The organism is Levilactobacillus brevis (assembly GCA_021383565.1).
In the GTDB taxonomy this organism is placed as follows: Bacteria; Bacillota; Bacilli; order Lactobacillales; family Lactobacillaceae; genus Levilactobacillus; species Levilactobacillus brevis_B.
Genome location: CP079699.1, coordinates 916,181 through 933,129, shown reverse-complemented (window position 1 = coordinate 933,129; position 16,949 = coordinate 916,181). Strand labels below are relative to the sequence as shown.

The 16,949-nt window shown below is 51.2% G+C and carries 15 protein-coding genes; all 15 read left to right on the top strand.

Annotated elements, in window-relative coordinates; all coding sequences use genetic code 11:
- Nucleotides 1–328 precede the first annotated feature (328 nt).
- Nucleotides 329–1,132, top strand: a complete 804-nt coding sequence (gene rpsB, locus KB236_04405) for a 30S ribosomal protein S2 (protein ID UIF29978.1) — start codon at nucleotides 329–331, stop codon at nucleotides 1,130–1,132.
- A 148-nt stretch (nucleotides 1,133–1,280) separates the two neighbouring features.
- The gene (gene tsf, locus KB236_04400) at nucleotides 1,281–2,165 is read left to right on the top strand and encodes a translation elongation factor Ts (GenBank protein ID UIF29977.1); all 885 of its coding nucleotides are present in this window, start codon (nucleotides 1,281–1,283) and stop codon (nucleotides 2,163–2,165) included.
- A gap of 146 nt (nucleotides 2,166–2,311) precedes the next feature.
- The gene (gene pyrH, locus KB236_04395; GenBank protein UIF29976.1) at nucleotides 2,312–3,034 is read left to right on the top strand and encodes a UMP kinase; all 723 of its coding nucleotides are present in this window, start codon (nucleotides 2,312–2,314) and stop codon (nucleotides 3,032–3,034) included.
- A complete protein-coding gene (gene frr / locus KB236_04390; GenBank protein UIF30288.1) occupies nucleotides 3,031–3,594 on the top strand; it encodes a ribosome recycling factor in 564 nt (187 codons plus the stop codon). The genes pyrH and frr overlap by 4 nt, the downstream gene beginning before the upstream one ends.
- Nucleotides 3,595–3,620: 26 nt before the next feature.
- On the top strand, nucleotides 3,621–4,043 hold the full coding sequence (locus tag KB236_04385) for a hypothetical protein (protein UIF29975.1): 423 nt from the start codon (nucleotides 3,621–3,623) through the stop codon (nucleotides 4,041–4,043).
- 177 nt (nucleotides 4,044–4,220) lie between these two features.
- Nucleotides 4,221–5,012 carry an isoprenyl transferase gene (locus tag KB236_04380; GenBank protein ID UIF29974.1) on the top strand — a complete coding sequence of 264 codons (792 nt, stop codon included), beginning with the start codon at nucleotides 4,221–4,223 and terminating at the stop codon, nucleotides 5,010–5,012.
- A 21-nt stretch (nucleotides 5,013–5,033) separates the two neighbouring features.
- Entirely contained in the window at nucleotides 5,034–5,822 is a 789-nt protein-coding gene (locus KB236_04375; protein ID UIF29973.1) for a phosphatidate cytidylyltransferase, read from the top strand.
- 96 nt (nucleotides 5,823–5,918) lie between these two features.
- Complete coding sequence (gene rseP, locus KB236_04370) at nucleotides 5,919–7,196, top strand: RIP metalloprotease RseP (GenBank protein ID UIF29972.1); 1,278 nt, start codon at nucleotides 5,919–5,921, stop codon at nucleotides 7,194–7,196.
- Nucleotides 7,197–7,232: 36 nt separating this feature from the next.
- A complete protein-coding gene (locus tag KB236_04365) occupies nucleotides 7,233–8,957 on the top strand; it encodes a proline--tRNA ligase (protein ID UIF29971.1) in 1,725 nt (574 codons plus the stop codon).
- Between the two features lie 196 nt (nucleotides 8,958–9,153).
- Nucleotides 9,154–13,497, top strand: coding sequence for a PolC-type DNA polymerase III (locus tag KB236_04360; protein ID UIF29970.1), 4,344 nt, complete (start codon nucleotides 9,154–9,156; stop codon nucleotides 13,495–13,497).
- Nucleotides 13,498–14,193: 696 nt separating this feature from the next.
- Nucleotides 14,194–14,469, top strand: a complete 276-nt coding sequence (locus tag KB236_04355) for a hypothetical protein (GenBank protein ID UIF29969.1) — start codon at nucleotides 14,194–14,196, stop codon at nucleotides 14,467–14,469.
- A 128-nt stretch (nucleotides 14,470–14,597) separates the two neighbouring features.
- Nucleotides 14,598–15,071, top strand: coding sequence for a ribosome maturation factor RimP (gene rimP, locus KB236_04350; GenBank protein UIF29968.1), 474 nt, complete (start codon nucleotides 14,598–14,600; stop codon nucleotides 15,069–15,071).
- Between the two features lie 23 nt (nucleotides 15,072–15,094).
- Complete coding sequence (gene nusA / locus KB236_04345; protein UIF29967.1) at nucleotides 15,095–16,324, top strand: transcription termination factor NusA; 1,230 nt, start codon at nucleotides 15,095–15,097, stop codon at nucleotides 16,322–16,324.
- Between the two features lie 26 nt (nucleotides 16,325–16,350).
- The gene (locus KB236_04340) at nucleotides 16,351–16,647 is read left to right on the top strand and encodes a YlxR family protein (GenBank protein UIF29966.1); all 297 of its coding nucleotides are present in this window, start codon (nucleotides 16,351–16,353) and stop codon (nucleotides 16,645–16,647) included.
- On the top strand, nucleotides 16,640–16,945 hold the full coding sequence (locus KB236_04335; GenBank protein ID UIF29965.1) for a ribosomal L7Ae/L30e/S12e/Gadd45 family protein: 306 nt from the start codon (nucleotides 16,640–16,642) through the stop codon (nucleotides 16,943–16,945). The genes KB236_04340 and KB236_04335 overlap by 8 nt, the downstream gene beginning before the upstream one ends.
- Nucleotides 16,946–16,949: the final 4 nt, after the last annotated feature.

The window sequence follows — 16,949 nt, the reverse complement described above, 5'->3', positions numbered from 1 at the left end:
AGTTTGATGGTTGGGGTGGTTAAGCATGCAAGATTAAGTTACAAAATCCCATGAGACGGGGGTTGGTGGCTGGTATCGTTCGGCGAAGGACGGCACGTTGGCCGATGATCGCCGTAAGTTCACCGCGACAGCTTTCGTTGAATCCCCCTGAAATCACAACTTTTCCCAAGTTTTCCTTGTGTTAGCGCCCGTAGTTTTGTATAATAACTTTCGGTGCGTATGCGCCAATTCACACCTCGCGTGATGGTCTGAGGGGTGCTCGCTTGCGAGTTCTCGGGTCAATTGAGCGTGGGGGAGGAAATCAAAAACTATTTGGAGGCATTTTATCATGGCTGTTATTTCAATGAAACAACTGCTCGAAGCCGGTGTCCACTTTGGTCACCAAACCCGTCGTTGGAACCCAAAGATGAAGCAATACATCTTTACGGAACGTAACGGTATCTACATCATCGACTTGCAAAAGACGGTGAAGTTGATTGACGCTGCTTACAACTACATGAAGGACGAAGCTGCTAAGGGCGCCGTTGTTCTGTTTGTTGGGACTAAGAAGCAAGCACAAGATTCTATCGAAGAAGAAGCTACCCGTGCTGGTCAATTCTACGTTAACCACCGTTGGTTAGGTGGGACTTTGACCAACTGGGAAACCATCCAAACGCGGATCAAGCGTCTTAAAGATCTGAAGAAGATGGCAACTGACGGGACTTTTGATGTTCTTCCTAAGAAGGAAGTTTCCTTACTTAAGAAGTCTCAAGACAAGTTGGAACGGTTCTTAGGCGGTATCGAAGATATGCCTAAGTTGCCTGACGTTATGTTCATCGTTGACCCTCGCAAGGAACAAATCGCTGTTCACGAAGCACAAAAGTTGAACATTCCGATCGTTGCTATGGTTGATACGAACACTGACCCAGACGAAATTGACGTGGTTATCCCATCTAACGATGACGCTATCCGTGCCGTTCGTTTGATCACTTCTAAGATGGCTGACGCTATCGTTGAAGGCCGTCAGGGTGAAGACCAAGTTGACGAAAAGACTTTCGAAGGCAAGAAGTCAGCTGACAAGAAGGGCGACAAGCCTGCTTCTGACAACTCGATGGAAGACATCGTTAACGCCGTTGAAGGCGACAACAAGTAATTAAATGCAAGGTGTCAGTTCTGACACTTTCCAAATATAAGATTTAAAGCACCTTAGGCTGGCTTAATGTTTAGGACCGATAATGGCCTGAGATTGAGTCAGTCTTTTTTGCGGAAATAGATGCATTAATAAAAGGAGGCCATTACACATGGCAAGCAAAATCACTGCGGCACAAGTTAAAGAATTACGGGACAAAACCCAAGTTGGGATGATGGATGCTAAGAAGGCCCTTGTTGCTTCTGATGGTGACACGGACAAGGCCATCGATTTCCTGCGTGAAAAGGGTATTGCCAAGGCCAAGAAGAAGAGCGGCAACGTTGCTGCTAACGGTTTAGCACGTGTGAAGGTTGCGGGCAACACGGCAGCCATCATCGAAGTGAACTCCGAAACTGACTTCGTGGCGACTAACGACACGTTTAACGCCTTAGTTGACACGGTAGCCAACACGATTGCCGACCAACAACCAGCTGACCTGGATGCGGCTTTAGCCTTGAAGACGGCCGATGGCGAAACCATCAACGAAGCCATTGTTAAGACGACGCAAGTTACCAGCGAAAACGTTCAATTACGTCGTTTCGCCGTGGTTAAGAAGACCGACAACCAAGTCTTTGGTGCCTACTTACACCAAGGTGGCCAAATCGCTGCCGTTGTTGTCTTAGACGGTGCTGATGAAGCCACTGCTAAGGACGTTGCCATGCACGTTGCCGCAATCAACCCAGAATTCGTTTCTAAGGACGACATTCCAGCTGATCGTTTGGCTCACGAACGTGAAGTCTTGAAGCAAGAAGCTTTGAACGAAGGCAAGCCTGAAAAGATCGTTGAAAAGATGGTCGAAGGCCGTTTGCACAAGTTCTTATCCGAAATCAGCTTAGCTGACCAACCATTCGTTAAGGATGGCGACCAAACTGTTGGCCAATTCGTTGCCAGCAAGGGTGGCAAGTTAGTTAACTTTGTCCGTTACGAAGTTGGCGAAGGTATCGAAAAGCCAAAGAGTGACCTGGCCAAGGAAGTTAACGACCAAATTAACGGCTAATTTCAGTAAAAAGCGTAGATTCCGGTGGGAAACTACGCTTTTTTGTTAGAGTTTTTAAACGAAATGCGGTAATTCATGCGCCGTGACTATCACTAGTCCCGGGAATATGATAGAATTATTGTCAGAATACAATAGGAGGAAACACAATGGCGGACGTAAAGTATAAACGGATTATGCTCAAGCTGAGTGGCGAGGCTTTGGCCGGCGACAAGGGTTTTGGGATTAATCCGCCGGTGATTAAAACCGTAGCGGAAGAGGTTAAGAGTGTCTATAAGTTGGGCATTCAGATCGCTATTGTGGTTGGTGGCGGTAACATGTGGCGTGGCGTGTCTGGCGAGCAAATGGGCATGGAACGGGCACAGGCCGATTATATCGGGATGTTAGCCACCATCATGAACGCGTTAGCCTTGCAAGACAACTTAGAGTCAATTGGGGTCCCAACGCGGGTTCAGACTTCTATTGAGATGCGGCAGATTGCCGAACCGTATATTCGGCGGAAGGCCATCCGCCACCTGGAAAAGGAACGCGTCGTTATCTTCGCGGGGGGTACGGGTAGTCCGTACTTCTCCACGGATACGACCGCTGCTTTACGGGCGGCAGAAATCAACGCGGATGCTATCTTAATGGCTAAGAACGGGGTCGACGGGATTTACTCAGCCGATCCAAACAAGGATCCGGATGCCGTTAAGTTTGACCAGTTGACGCAGTTGGATATTATCAACAAGGACCTGCACGTGATGGATACCACGGCTAGTTCACTTTCGATGGATAATGATATCCCGTTTGTCGTGTTCAATCTCAACAAGAGTGGCAACATTCGCAAGGTGGTTGAAGGCGAAAATATCGGGACCACAGTTAGGGGTAAATAGATATGGCAGATCAAATTATTACAGATGCACAGAGTCGGATGAAAAAGGCCGAAGACGCCTTAAAGCGTGAATTGGGAACAATTCGTGCCGGCCGGGCCAACGCAAGTATTTTGAACCGGGTCATGGTGGAATACTATGGTGCCCAGACGCCGCTGAACCAAGTGGCCTCCATCACCATTCCAGAACCACGGGTCTTAATGGTAACGCCTTATGACAAGTCTGCCCTCGAAGATATCGAAAAGGGTATCTTGGAATCTGACGTGGGGATCACGCCAGCCAACGACGGGACGGCCATCCGGTTAGTGATTCCACAACTGACCGAGGAACGGCGTAAGGAGATCGCTAAGCAGGTTAAGGCTACGGCTGAACAAGGCAAGGTTGCCGTGCGGAACGTCCGTCGTGACGCGATGGATAGCGTCAAGAAGGGCCATAAGAATGGCGACTACACCGACGATGATCTTCACAACTTGGAAGACCAAGTTCAGAAGGTTACGGACAAGGCCATCAAGGGCGTTGATGCCATTGCGGCAGATAAGGAAAAAGAAGTCTTAACCGACTAATCCAACTGAGTAAGGAGCGCTTTAAAATGGCAGAAGATAACCAAAATAACCAAGATAACGTTGAAATCACCCCGGGTACCGAAGAATTCGGTAAGATGGTCTTTCGGTTGAACAACCCGGTTAACGCGGAAAACCTCTCCGTGTTGAACTACAACGGGGCTGAACTGGAACAGATTCAAGACGGCGTTTACGCCCAACCAGCCTTCGTCAGCGATGACTTCAACCTGTTCTTCGTGGTCACCCAATTAATTGGGGACGACTGGATCGTTGCGTTCTCCAAGGCAACGATTGAAAATGGCAACGAAATTACCGATCTTTCAGATCCATTGCCAACGGGTGAAGGCCTCAACCTCTTAGGCCAAGTCAGTGCCGATGATGCCAACAACTTATTAAGCTACTTTGGCACGTTGGTAGACGCCAAGCGTGGCGAATGGCGCTTGATCCAGTAGTCGCGTAAACTTAAAGAATTTGCTCAATTTGGGGGTCGGGATAGTTTCCCGGCCTTTTTTTTGTTATGATGAGAGGTTGTAGAGATCAACTGACGAGTGACTCGCAGCGGTCACGAACGTATCGGTCAGACGATCGTTGAAAGATTGTACAGGATGAAGAACCAACGGAGGTGCGCAGTGTTTTCATTTTTAAATAAGGATCAAGCCACTGGCGAGGTCACGGAGCGCCAATTAGATGAGCAGAATATTCCCGCCCATATTGCGATTATCATGGATGGCAATGGGCGCTGGGCGCAGCAACGGCATTTGCCACGGATTGCTGGCCACAAGCAGGGGATGAATACCGTGAAGACGGTGGCCAAGGCGGCTAGCCATTTGGGCGTTAAGGTGTTAACGCTCTATGCCTTTTCGACCGAGAACTGGAAGCGGCCCTCGACCGAGGTGAACTACCTGATGAAGTTGCCGGTCGATTTCTTTGGGACCTTCGTCCCCGACCTCGTCAAGAATAATATTCGCGTCAAGGTCATGGGCTACACGGATCAACTGCCGGCAGCAACGCAAAAGGCGGTTCGTGATGCGATTGCCGATACGGCCGATTGTACCGGTATGGTGCTGAACTTTGCGCTGAACTACGGAGGGCGTGCCGAGATTGTGACGGCCACGCAGCGACTGGCCGAACAGGTGCGCACAGGGCAGCTCACGGCCGACGAGATTACGGCAGAGACCATCGGCCAGCAGCTGATGACCGGGGACTTAGCCGACTTGGCCGACCCCGACCTGCTGATTCGCACGAGTGGTGAGGAACGGCTATCGAATTTCATGCTCTGGCAGGTCGCCTACAGTGAGTTTGTGTTCATGCAGGAACATTGGCCGGACTTTGACCAAACCACGCTAGAACAGGCAATTTATACGTATCAGCAACGTCACCGGCGCTTTGGCGGGCTGACGCCAACTGCTGATCAAAAATAAGGAAATCGAGGAATTTATAACATGAAACAACGGGTTATCACGGCGGTTGTCGCCTTAATTATCTTTATCCCCATCATCATTGCGGGGCACATTTGGATCGACATTGCCGCCTTTGCTTTAGGGTTAGTGGCCTTATCAGAAGTCTTAATTATGCGGAAGAAATTGTTAGTGAGTCCGGAAGCCATTATTTCCGGAATCGGGATTCTCTTGGTGATCGCGCCACAGGGGTGGTGGGTGGATTTACCTCACTTCTTAGACCCGTGGTACATCGTCTACCTGTTTGTCCTCTTATTACTGCTACGGACGGTGGTTTCCAAGAATCGTTTTTCCTTTGATGATGCCGGGATGATTACCCTGAGCATGCTCTACATTGGGATTGGATTCCACTTCTTTATTGCCGCACGGGCAGTGAGCTTGGTGGCCCTGTTATACGCGCTATTTATCGTCTGGACCACGGACTCTGGGGCCTACATGATCGGCCGAAAGCTGGGTAAGCACAAGTTGGCGCCACACATCAGTCCCAACAAGACCTGGGAAGGTTCAATCGGCGGTTCGCTGGTGGCTACGATTGTTGGGAGTGTCTTCTGGTACTTCTTCCCAATCGGCCATTACAGCCTGATTGTCATGATTATCTTGACCCTGATCTTCTCTATCGTGGGTCAGTTCGGGGACTTGGTCGAATCCGCCTTGAAACGCTACTATGGCGTCAAGGATTCCGGTAAGATTTTGCCCGGCCATGGTGGTATCCTCGACCGGTTTGATAGTTTACTGTTGGTTCTCCCCGTCATTCATTTGTTCGGGTTAATTTAACGCCTGCTGTTCGCTTGCGCCATCTAGGGTGGTTAGAGTATGCTAGGTAGCAGTGAAAAATGAAAATTAAGACGAACAGTAGAAGGGACGACAGCTGTGATTACCACGATTATTACGTTTATTATCGTCTTTGGGATTCTGGTCATTGTCCACGAGTTTGGTCATTTTTACTTTGCCAAGCGCGGCGGGATTCTGGTTCGAGAATTTTCCATTGGCATGGGCCCCAAGCTGTTTTATCGGCGGGGGAAGGATGGCACCACCTATACCGTTCGGCTATTACCCGTTGGGGGCTACGTGCGTATGGCCGGTGCCGAAGATGATGAAGATGAAATTCAGCCCGGGACGCCAGTTAGCCTGTATCTGGGAAAAAATGATCAGGTTGAGCGCATTAACGCCAGCAAGAAGTCCACGTTGTTTAACGGGATTCCGGTCGAAATTACCGGGTCCGATCTGGAGGATGAACTCTGGATTGAGGGCTACGAGAACGGCGATGAGTCCGAGGTGAAACGCTATCCGGTCGCCCACGATGCCACCATCATTGAAACGGATGGCACCGAGCTTCAGATTGCGCCCAAGGATGTGCAGTTCCAGTCGGCATCGTTAGGCCGGCGGTTGATGACCAACTTTGCTGGTCCCATGAACAATATCATTCTGGCCATTGTGACCTTTATGCTGATGTCATTCGTTCAGGGTGGCGTGGCGATGGGAACCAATCAGGTGCAAGTCGCCAGCTCTCCGGTCTCCGTGGCCAAGAAGGCCGGGATTCAGACCAACGATAAGATCTTATCGGTCAATGGTAAGCAGACCAAGGACTGGACGGCCTTAAGCACCGCCATTCAACCACGGGCCAATAAGGCGACCAAGGTTGTGATTCAACGGGGCAAGACGCAAAAAACGTTGACTCTGACGCCAAAGGGTGAGAAGTCCAACGGTAAGACGGTCGGGATGATCGGTATTACTCAGGCCCAGAATAAGCAGATTGGGCCGATTCTAGCGTCCGGCTTCACCCAGACCTGGACGATGACCAAGGCGTTGTTTGGCGCCCTATGGAGCATGGTATCCGGGCACTTTAGTCTAAACGACCTGGGGGGACCAGTGGCCATCTTTGCCACGACCTCCCAAGCGACGCAGTTTGGCCTGGTCGGTGTTTTGAACTTCCTGGCCTTTCTCTCAATTAACTTGGCAATTGTCAATTTACTACCAATTCCAGCCTTAGATGGTGGTAAAATATTATTGAACTTTATTGAGGCGATTCGGCGTAAGCCCCTTTCTGAGAACGTGGAAGCGGGGATTACGCTGGTGGGTGTCGGCTTTCTGGTAATCTTGATGTTACTGGTTACTTGGAACGACATCGAACGCTACTTTATTCACTAGTAAAATAGGGATGTAACGAGAAGGGAATATTTGACTATGAAACAATCGAAATTACTCATTCCGACGCTTAAGGAAGTACCCAATGACGCGGAGGCCTTGAGCCACCAAATGATGTTGCGGGCGGGCTACATTCGCCAAGTGACTGCCGGGGTTTACGCTTACTTGCCCCTGGCTTACCGGGTGCTGGAAAATATCGAAAAGATCATTCGGGAAGAAATGGCGAAGATTGACGCCGTGGAAACCCTGATGCCAGCGATCTTACCCGCCTCATTGTGGGAAGAATCCGGACGTTACGAGACGTACGGCCCCAACTTATTTAAGCTGAAGAACCGTCACGATAGCGACTTTATCCTGGGCCCCACGCATGAAGAAACCTTCACGATGTTGGTGCGTGATGCCATCAAGTCCTACAAGCGGTTGCCGTTGGTGATGTACCAAATCCAACCCAAGTACCGTGACGAAGACCGTCCACGCTACGGTTTACTCCGGGGCCGCGAGTTCATCATGGAGGATGGCTATTCCTTCACGATCAACGATGAAGACCTGGATCGCATTTACAGCCAGATGGAACACGCCTACGAGAACATCTTTGATCGGGTGGGCTTAAACTACCGGGCCATCGTAGGTGACGGTGGTGCCATGGGTGGTAAGGATTCCAAGGAGTTCTCCGCCATTGCGCCAGTGGGTGAAGACACGATTGTTTACTCCGACTCTTCTGATTATGCCGCTAACTTGGAAATGGCCCGCAGCCTCTTCATCAGTAAGAAGTCGCACGCGCAACCCGAGGAACTGCAAAAGGTTGCGACACCAGGAGCCAAGACGATTGATGAAGTCGCCGAGTTCCTGGACGTTAAGCCGTCAACGTTGGTCAAGAGCATGCTGTACGTGGCTAAGTACGTGGACGCCGATGATCAACCTGTCATGGTCTTGGTTCGCGGCGACCACGCCGTCAACGAGACCAAGCTGAAGAACTACCTGAACGCCGACTTCTTAGATCCTGCGACGCCGGACCAAGCCAAGGAATTCTTGGGGGCCAACTTTGGTTCCCTAGGTCCCGTTGGTGTGGGCGAAGACGTTAAGATTCTGGCCGACCAATACGTGGGTGACATGGTCAACGTGACCGTGGGTGCCGATGAGGACGGTTACCATTACGTCAACGCCAACGCGGGTCGCGACTTCAGAGTGGACGACTACGCAGACTTCCGTGAAGTGCAGCCCGGTGACTTGTCACCAGATGGCGCCGGTGTCCTGAAGTTCACCAAGGGAATTGAAATTGGACACATCTTTAAGCTGGGGACGCGGTACTCCGACGCATTAGGCGCCACGGTACTGGACGAAGGCGGCCGGCAGAAGCCCGTTGTCATGGGGTCATATGGGATCGGGGTCAGTCGGTTGTTATCCGCGATTGCGGAACAACAAGCTGATGAAAACGGTCTGGTTTGGCCACGAAACATCGCGCCATTTGACATTCACTTGGTTCCAGTCAACCTGAAGAAGGAAGACCAAGCCAACTTGACTGATGAACTGGAAGAACAGTTGACGGCCAAAGGCTATCGGGTCTTGACCGATGACCGGAAGGAACGTCCCGGTGTTAAGTTTGCCGATTCCGACCTGATGGGAATTCCAGTTCGGATTACCATCGGCAAGAAGGCCGGCGAGGGTATCGTTGAAATTAAGATCAGAAAGACTGGTGAAACGGTCGAAGTTATTAAGGATGAAGTCGCAAGCACTGTGGAAATTCTCTTTAAAGACATCGACTAGCTTACCGAAAAGACCAGCTAGCGGCTGGTCTTTTTAGTCTTTTAGCTTTTCAGCCATCATAGTCTGTGCTGGCCGCCTTACCGTTCGCCAGATTTGGCGAACTAGGGCTACTAGTAGCCTCAAAAATTAGGTTTAGCTAGCTTAAAACCATTTAGACAATTGAAATAGATTCAGACAGCGTGAAAGGAGTTCGCTTGTGGACGAAGATCGCCATGCATTATTTGAAAAATTATTACAACAACTAGATTTGTCTGGGGCGGCGGATCAGCCGTATTTCCAGACGGCCACCATTGACCGGTTGACCGTTCACGAACAGTCACGGCGCTGGCATTTTTATTTAAAATTACCCAGTATCTTGCCGTTTACGGCCTTTGTGGAATTTCATAACCACCTGCAAATTGCCTTTCGGGAGATTGCGACGGTCGGGGCTTCCATCGAAGTTGAGCAGCCCGAGTTAACCGATCGTTTGCTGGGGGATTACTGGGAATGGGTCGTCAAGAACAGCGGCCTCACCAGTAATTTAGTTCAGGAACTCTGCCAATCCCAGGTCCCACAAATGGACCCGGACGGGCGGGTGTTGCTGTACGCGCAGAATGAAGTTGTGAAGAACTTTTTAGCCAATCAAGCACTGGGTCCCATTGAGGATACCTACCGGCAGGCGGGCTTCCCTAAGTTCAACATCCACGTGATGGTGGACGAATCCAAGTCGCAGGCTAAGATCGACGAGTTCAAGGCGCGGCAGGAAAAGACCGATGCCCAGTTGGCCCAACAGGCCGCGGCGGCGATTGAGAAGGCTAACCAGAAGCGGGCGAGTCAGAGCAACGGTGACGTGCAGGCCGCTAGTGGCCCGACCCAGATTGGGAAGGCCATTAAGGGCGATCAGCCGACGATGCGAATGGTCGATATTACCCAAGAGGAACGGTCCGTCATTGTTGAAGGGTACATTTTCGACAAGGAAGTCCGCAAATTGCGGTCGGGTCGCCAACTTCTGACCATCAAGATTACCGACTACACATCCTCGATTGTCGTGAAGAAGTTCTCGCGGGGGGCCGAAGACGAAGCCCAATTTGCCGGTGTTGAAGAGGGCAGTTGGGTCAAGGTTCGCGGGAGCGTCCAGGAAGACAGCTTCATGCGTGATCTGGCGCTGAACGCCTACGATATCAACGAAGTCAAGCATGCCAGCCGTCAAGACACGGCCCCGGCCGATCAGAAGCGGGTGGAATTGCACCTGCACACCACGATGAGTCAGATGGATGCCACCAATCCGATTGGCGATTATGTCAGTCAGGCTAAAAAATGGGGGATGCCCGCATTGGCCATTACCGATCACGCCGACGTACAAGGCTTTCCCGCTGCTTTCAATGCGGGAGCTAAGGCTGGAGTTAAGATGCTCTACGGGGTGGAAGCCAATCTGGTGGATGATGGCGTCCCGATTGGGTATAACAGTGCCCACGTGCCGCTAGACGGCGCTACCTATGTGGTCTTTGACGTGGAAACGACGGGGCTATCCGCCATTTATGACAAGGTTATTGAATTGTCCGCGGTCAAGATGGAGCATAAGAACGTGGTGGACCAGTTCGAGGAATTCATCGATCCCGGTTTCCCCCTGTCCGAACAGACCACGAATCTGACCAGTATTACCGATGACATGGTGGCCGGGTCCAAGTCCGAAGAAGAGGTCTTCAAGCTCTTCCGCGAGTTCTGTGGCGATGCCATTATCGTTGGTCATAACGTGACTTTCGACGTGGGGTTCATGAACACCGGCTATAAGCGACACAACATGCCGGAAATCAGCAATCCCATCATCGATACGCTGACGTTGGCCCGGTTCCTGTATCCGACGCTGAAGAGCTACCGCCTGAATACGCTGGCTAAACGTTTCCATGTCAGTCTGGAGCACCATCACCGGGCTGTTTACGATGCCGAGTCCACGGGGCACCTGAACTATCTGTTCTTGAAGGACGCCGAAGACCGCTACGATATTCAGTATCACGACCAACTCAACGACCACATGACCGATAACGACGCGTATAAACACGCGCGGCCGAGCCATGCCATCCTGATTGCCAAGACGCAGGCCGGTTTGAAGAACATGTTTAAGCTGGTTTCGGCGTCGAACGTGGACTACTTCTACCGGGTACCCCGGGTGCCACGTAGCGTGTTGGACCATTACCGCGAGGGGATTATCGTCGGGTCGGCCTGCTCGTCCGGCGAAGTCTTCACCGCGATGATGCAAAAGGGACAGGTCGAGGCCGCGGCGAAGGCCAAGTACTACGATTACCTGGAAGTTCAGCCCAAGGCGGCCTACCAACCACTGATTGATTCGGGTCTGATTGCCGATGAAGCCAATTTGGAAGAAATTGTGGGAAACATGGTTCAACTGGGCCACGACCTGAACAAACCAGTGGTCGCCACCGGAGACGTGCACTACCTGAACCCAGAGGACTACATTTACCGTAAGATTCTGATTCACTCGCAGGGGGGCGCAAACCCCTTGAACCGGCAAGAATTGCCCGATGCACATTTCCTGACGACAAACGAGATGCTTGCTGACTTTGCCTATCTGGGTGAGGACACGGCCAAGGAAATCGTGGTCACCAATACACAGAAGATTGCCAACGAGGTGGATGAGGTTCACCCGTTGAAAGACAAGCTGTATACGCCACGGATGGCGGGTGCCGAGGATGAAATTCGGCAGCGGACCATGGATACGGCCCACGCCTGGTATGGCGATCCGTTGCCGGAATTGGTTCAGCACCGGGTTGACCGGGAGCTGAAGTCGATCATTGGAAACGGGTTCTCCGTGATTTATTTAATCGCCCAACGGCTGGTAGCCAAGTCCAATAAGGACGGGTACTTGGTTGGGTCGCGGGGGTCTGTCGGCTCCAGTGTGGTCGCAACGTTCACCGGGATTACCGAAGTGAATCCGTTGCCGCCACACTATCGCTGCCCCAACTGTCAGTATTCGCACTTCTATACCAAGGGTGAGTATAGCTCGGGTTATGATTTACCTGAGAAAAACTGCCCCAAGTGTGGAACTTTGATGATTGGCGACGGTCATAACATTCCGTTCGAAACGTTCCTAGGGTTTAAGGGGAACAAGGTCCCCGATATTGATTTGAACTTCTCCGGGGACTACCAACCGATTGCCCACAACTACACGAAGGTCTTGTTCGGTGAGAAGAACGTGTACCGGGCCGGAACGATCGGGACCGTGGCCGACAAGACGGCTTATGGGTACGTGAAAGCCTATGAGCGTGACACGGAACAGACCTTTAGAGGCGCGGAGATTGATCGTCTGGCCAAGGGCGCAACCGGAGTCAAACGGACCACCGGGCAACATCCCGCGGGGATCATCGTTGTGCCGGACTATATGGATATTTACGACTTTACGCCGATTCAGTACCCGGCCGACGACCAGAATGCCGCTTGGCAAACGACCCACTTTGATTTCCATTCGATTCACGATAATATTTTAAAAATTGATATTCTGGGACATGATGACCCGACCATGATTCGGACGCTGCAAGATTTGTCCGGGGTCGATCCGCAGACGATTCCGATGGACGATCCGGGCGTCATGGCACTGTTCTCCGGAACGGATTCCTTGGGTGTCACGCCGGAACAGATTCAATCCAAGACGGGGACGCTGGGCGTGCCCGAATTTGGGACGCGCTTTGTCCGGGGGATGCTTGAGGAGACCCATCCGAAGAACTACTCGCAGCTGCTTCAGATTTCCGGTCTGTCTCACGGGACCGACGTGTGGTTAGGAAACGCTGAAGAGTTAATCAAGGCGGGCACCGCCACCATCGCTAACGTGATTGGTTGCCGGGATAACATCATGACCGACTTGATTAACTTCGGACTGGATTCCGAAACGTCCTTCCAGGTGATGGAACACGTGCGGAAGGGCCGGGGGATTCCCGACGAATGGCAAGAAAAGATGAAACAAACGGATTGCCCGGACTGGTACATTGATTCTTGCTTGAAGATCAAGTACATGTTCCCGCGGGCCCATGCCGCGGCCTACGTGCTGATGGCGTTGCGGGTGGCTTACTTCAAGGTCTACTTCCCGATTATTTACTACGCCGCTTACTTCTCCGTGCGGGCCGATGACTTCGATGTTGTCGCCATGGCTCAGGGGAAGACGGCAGTAAAGGCCGCGATGAAGGCAATCAATGATCAGGGGATGGACGCATCGACTAAGGACAAGAACCTGTTGACGGTGCTCGAACTAGCCAATGAAATGCTGGAACGGGGCTACAACTTCAAGATGATTGACCTAGAGAAGTCCGATGCGGCCGACTGGATTATCGACGGTAATACGTTGATTGCCCCATTCAAGGCGGCTCCCGGACTGGGGCTGAACGTGGCCAAGCAGATTGTGGCGGCACGTAACGACCGGCCATTCATCTCTAAGGAAGATCTTGCCAAACGGGGGAAGGTCTCCAAGACGTTGATTGATTTCATGACGGAAAACGGCGTGCTCGATGGCTTGCCAGACGAGAACCAGTTAAGCTTGTTCGACGACATGATGTAACGTATTTTTTTAAACTTGAGTTGGTGAGGCAGCTGTGTCGCCATTATCTAATTGGTTGACGCCACTCAGATAATCCCACGGCTGAGCTCATATTGGGCTTCACTCTCGGCTCCGGTCGTGTTGGCTGCGTCATCTGAAACTTGGTTCATGGCATAAGCTGATACGTGGTCAACAGCTAGGCGTGCATTGGGTTGCAACGGGTGGCCATGACTATCCGATTTAGTTGGTCACGTCTATCCAGCCGTGAGTGAGTCAAATTTGGTCTCAGCCGTGGGATTTTACCAAGTGGGTTGCTTGGTAAAATGGCGACTTTGAGACGTGGCTTTCGGCTCAAAGCGAGGGAAAAGACAGCACTTGGGCTTTTCCCGTCCTGCCCACCGCGTTCCAGACCAAATTTGGCGAACGGTAAGGCAGCAGATATTGCAAGCCTAAGACCTTTAGTTATGCCTATTTAGAAAGCGCATTGGTACAGCTTAAATGCTGGGCTAATGCGCTTTTTTCGGTTGGTTAGCTGACCTTGGTGTTGAAACATGGGGGCAACAGTTACGGCCAGTAGGGATTGCAGTTGAACCCGCAGTTATCGGGATTAATCGCACGGTAAGCGCTTACAAAACCACTGAATTATGGTACAATAATGGTGAGGAACCAAAGAACCTAGGACTCAGTACTAAACTCTAACGAAAGCGGGTGTTCACCATGCTCCAGCGGTTTGCACGGTTACCAGACGGTTGGCTTTTCCTGGCAGGCTATTGTTTGATTGGTTTAGGTTATGTGTTATGTGGTTTGGTGGCAACTGTTGCGGCCGCGCCCTTCCTAGCGGTCGTGATCGGCTACTTCCTGATTGCGTTTATTCTGACGGTCATCAAGGCGATTAGCTTAAAAGAAATGGCCTTGAATCGTTTAAATCTATTGGTTTTTGAATTCATTACGATTGCGGGATTTATTTTACTACTGTTCACTTGTGAACAGTAGCCGGCACAATGGTTGCAATCCCACGTGAACTGTAGTAAAGTAGGCCATGTAGTTAAACTCGTTTTTTAAATGAGTGAGCAGTCCATGCTCACTCTTTTTAATGGAAAAAATGTAGGAGGCGGAATTCTTTGAGTACAGTCGTCGAGACCGTGACGGACCTGGCCCAGCCAATTGTGGCGCACCATCAGTTTGAATTAGTTGACGTTGAATTTGTCAAGGAAGGTAAGAGCTGGTACTTACGGGTCTACATTGATAAGCCCGGAGGCATTAACATTGAAGAATGTGCGATGGTGAGTGATGAGCTGTCTGAGAAGTTAGACGCGATCGATCCGGACCCCATTCCCCAAGCCTACTTTCTCGAGGTTTCTTCACCCGGTGCCGAACGCCCGTTGAAGAAGCCGGAAGATTTCGAGCGGGCCGTGGGTGATTACATCCACGTCTCTCTCTACCAAAAGATTGGTCAAAGCAAGGTTTATGAAGGCACGTTGGAAGAGCTACGTGACGATTCCTTGGACTTAACCGTTAATTTAAAGGGTCGCATCAAGACGTTGACTATTCCACGCGATGCGATTGCCCAAGCCCGGTTAGCCATCAAGTTCTAACTAAATAAGGAGCGAAACACAACATGAGTAAAGAATTATTAGGTGCCCTTGACGTCCTGGAGACGGAGAAGGGTATCCAGAAATCGGTCGTTATTGACGCCTTGGAGGCAGCCTTAGTGTCTGCTTACAAGCGGAACTACGACCAGGCCCAAAACGTTGAAGTTCAATTCGACCAAAAGAAGGGCGACATCCACGTTTTTGCCGTGAAGAAGGTCGTTGACCAAGTCTACGATTCACGCTTGGAAGTCAGCTTAGACGACGCCTTAGCCATCAGTAAGGGTTACGAAATCGGCGATGACATCAAGTTTGAAGTGACCCCCAAGAACTTTGGACGGATCGCTGCTCAGACGGCTAAACAGGTCATCTTACAGCGGGTGCGCGAAGCAGAACGGAACATCATTTACGATCAATACAGCCAGTATGAAAATGAAATCATCACTGGTGAAGTTGAACGCCAGGATTCCCGGTTTGTTTACGTGAGCCTAGGCAAGGTCGAGGCCGTCATGGGCCGTCAAGACCAAATGCCTAACGAAACGTACCGGATTCATGATAAGATTAAGGTCTACGTTACCCGCGTGGAAAATGCCACGAAGGGTCCGCAAGTCTTCGTGAGTCGGACTCACGCTGATTTGTTGAAGCGCTTGTTCGAACAAGAAGTGCCTGAAATCTTTGACGGGACCGTTGAAATCATGGCCATCGCACGTGAAGCCGGTGACCGGGCTAAGGTTGCGGTTCGCTCCAACAACCCTGACATCGACCCCGTGGGGACCAGTGTTGGGCCTCGGGGACAACGGGTTCAGACCATCGTTAACGAACTCGGTGGCGAGAACATGGATATCGTGGAATGGACGGATGACGAAGCGAAGTTCATCGCCAACGCCCTGAACCCCGCCGAAGTTTTGGACGTCATCTTCGATCCGAACAACGAACGGGCTTGCCAAGTCATCGTGCCGGACTATCAACTGTCACTGGCCATTGGGAAACGGGGACAAAATGCCCGTTTAGCCGCTAAATTGACCGGTTACAAGATTGATATCAAATCAGAATCCGAAGCTTCTGCTATAATGGAAGCTGACCAGGCTGCTGAGGAACAACCAGCGTCTGACGAGGATGTTCCAGCAGAGTCGCCGGTTGAGGAATCGACCGATACGTCGACTGCAGCTGAAGCAACGACTGATGATGCCGCAACGGACGCACCAGCTGATGTTGACGAAACAAGTGACGCCTCGGCTGACGATTCATCAGCTGAATAAGGCCACATCTAAGGAGGTTTGGTCCCATGAAACAACGGAAGATCCCCATGCGTAAGGATATTGTCACTGGGGAAATGGCACCAAAGAAGCAATTGGTTCGGGTTGTGCGTAACCAGGACCAAGAAGTTAGTGTCGATCCTACCGGTAAGCAATCCGGCCGTGGTGCCTACATCGCTTTGGATGTGGACATTGCTAAGCGTGCCAAGAAGGAACGGACTTTCGATCACGTCTTTGGCGTGAAGATTGACGATTCGTTCTACGATGACTTAATTGCTTACGTGGATCACCAACAAGCACGGCGGGAATTATTCGACAATGACTAATTTCGAGCGCGCTTTACAACTTTTAGGATTAGTTCGGCGAGCAGGTAAGCTGGTCACCGGCGAATCCTTCGTCATGGCTGCGGTCCGCGATGGTTCCGCTAAATTGGTGTTACTCGCTAACGATGCGGGTAAGACCAGTCAGAAACAATTTCGCGATAAGACCACGAGCTATGACGTCCAGTTAAACGAGGACTTTACGAAGGACCAGTTGAGCACGGCCATTGGGTCGGCGCGCACTGTCATCGCAATCACCGATCCGGGTTTCGTCCGGAAGTTACAACAATTACTTGCTAAGTAGCCGC

Excerpts from the sequence above, each read along its gene's own strand:
- tsf (UIF29977.1), top strand. The coding sequence starts at position 1,281 with ATGGCAAGCAAAATCACTGCGGCACAAGTTAAAGAATTACGGGACAAA.
- KB236_04365 (UIF29971.1), top strand. The coding sequence starts at position 7,233 with ATGAAACAATCGAAATTACTCATTCCGACGCTTAAGGAAGTACCCAAT.
- KB236_04340 (UIF29966.1), top strand. The coding sequence starts at position 16,351 with ATGAAACAACGGAAGATCCCCATGCGTAAGGATATTGTCACTGGGGAA.
- KB236_04375 (UIF29973.1), top strand. The coding sequence starts at position 5,034 with ATGAAACAACGGGTTATCACGGCGGTTGTCGCCTTAATTATCTTTATC.
- KB236_04335 (UIF29965.1), top strand. The coding sequence starts at position 16,640 with ATGACTAATTTCGAGCGCGCTTTACAACTTTTAGGATTAGTTCGGCGA.
- nusA (UIF29967.1), top strand. The coding sequence starts at position 15,095 with ATGAGTAAAGAATTATTAGGTGCCCTTGACGTCCTGGAGACGGAGAAG.
- pyrH (UIF29976.1), top strand. The coding sequence starts at position 2,312 with ATGGCGGACGTAAAGTATAAACGGATTATGCTCAAGCTGAGTGGCGAG.
- rpsB (UIF29978.1), top strand. The coding sequence starts at position 329 with ATGGCTGTTATTTCAATGAAACAACTGCTCGAAGCCGGTGTCCACTTT.
- KB236_04355 (UIF29969.1), top strand. The coding sequence starts at position 14,194 with ATGCTCCAGCGGTTTGCACGGTTACCAGACGGTTGGCTTTTCCTGGCA.
- KB236_04385 (UIF29975.1), top strand. The coding sequence starts at position 3,621 with ATGGCAGAAGATAACCAAAATAACCAAGATAACGTTGAAATCACCCCG.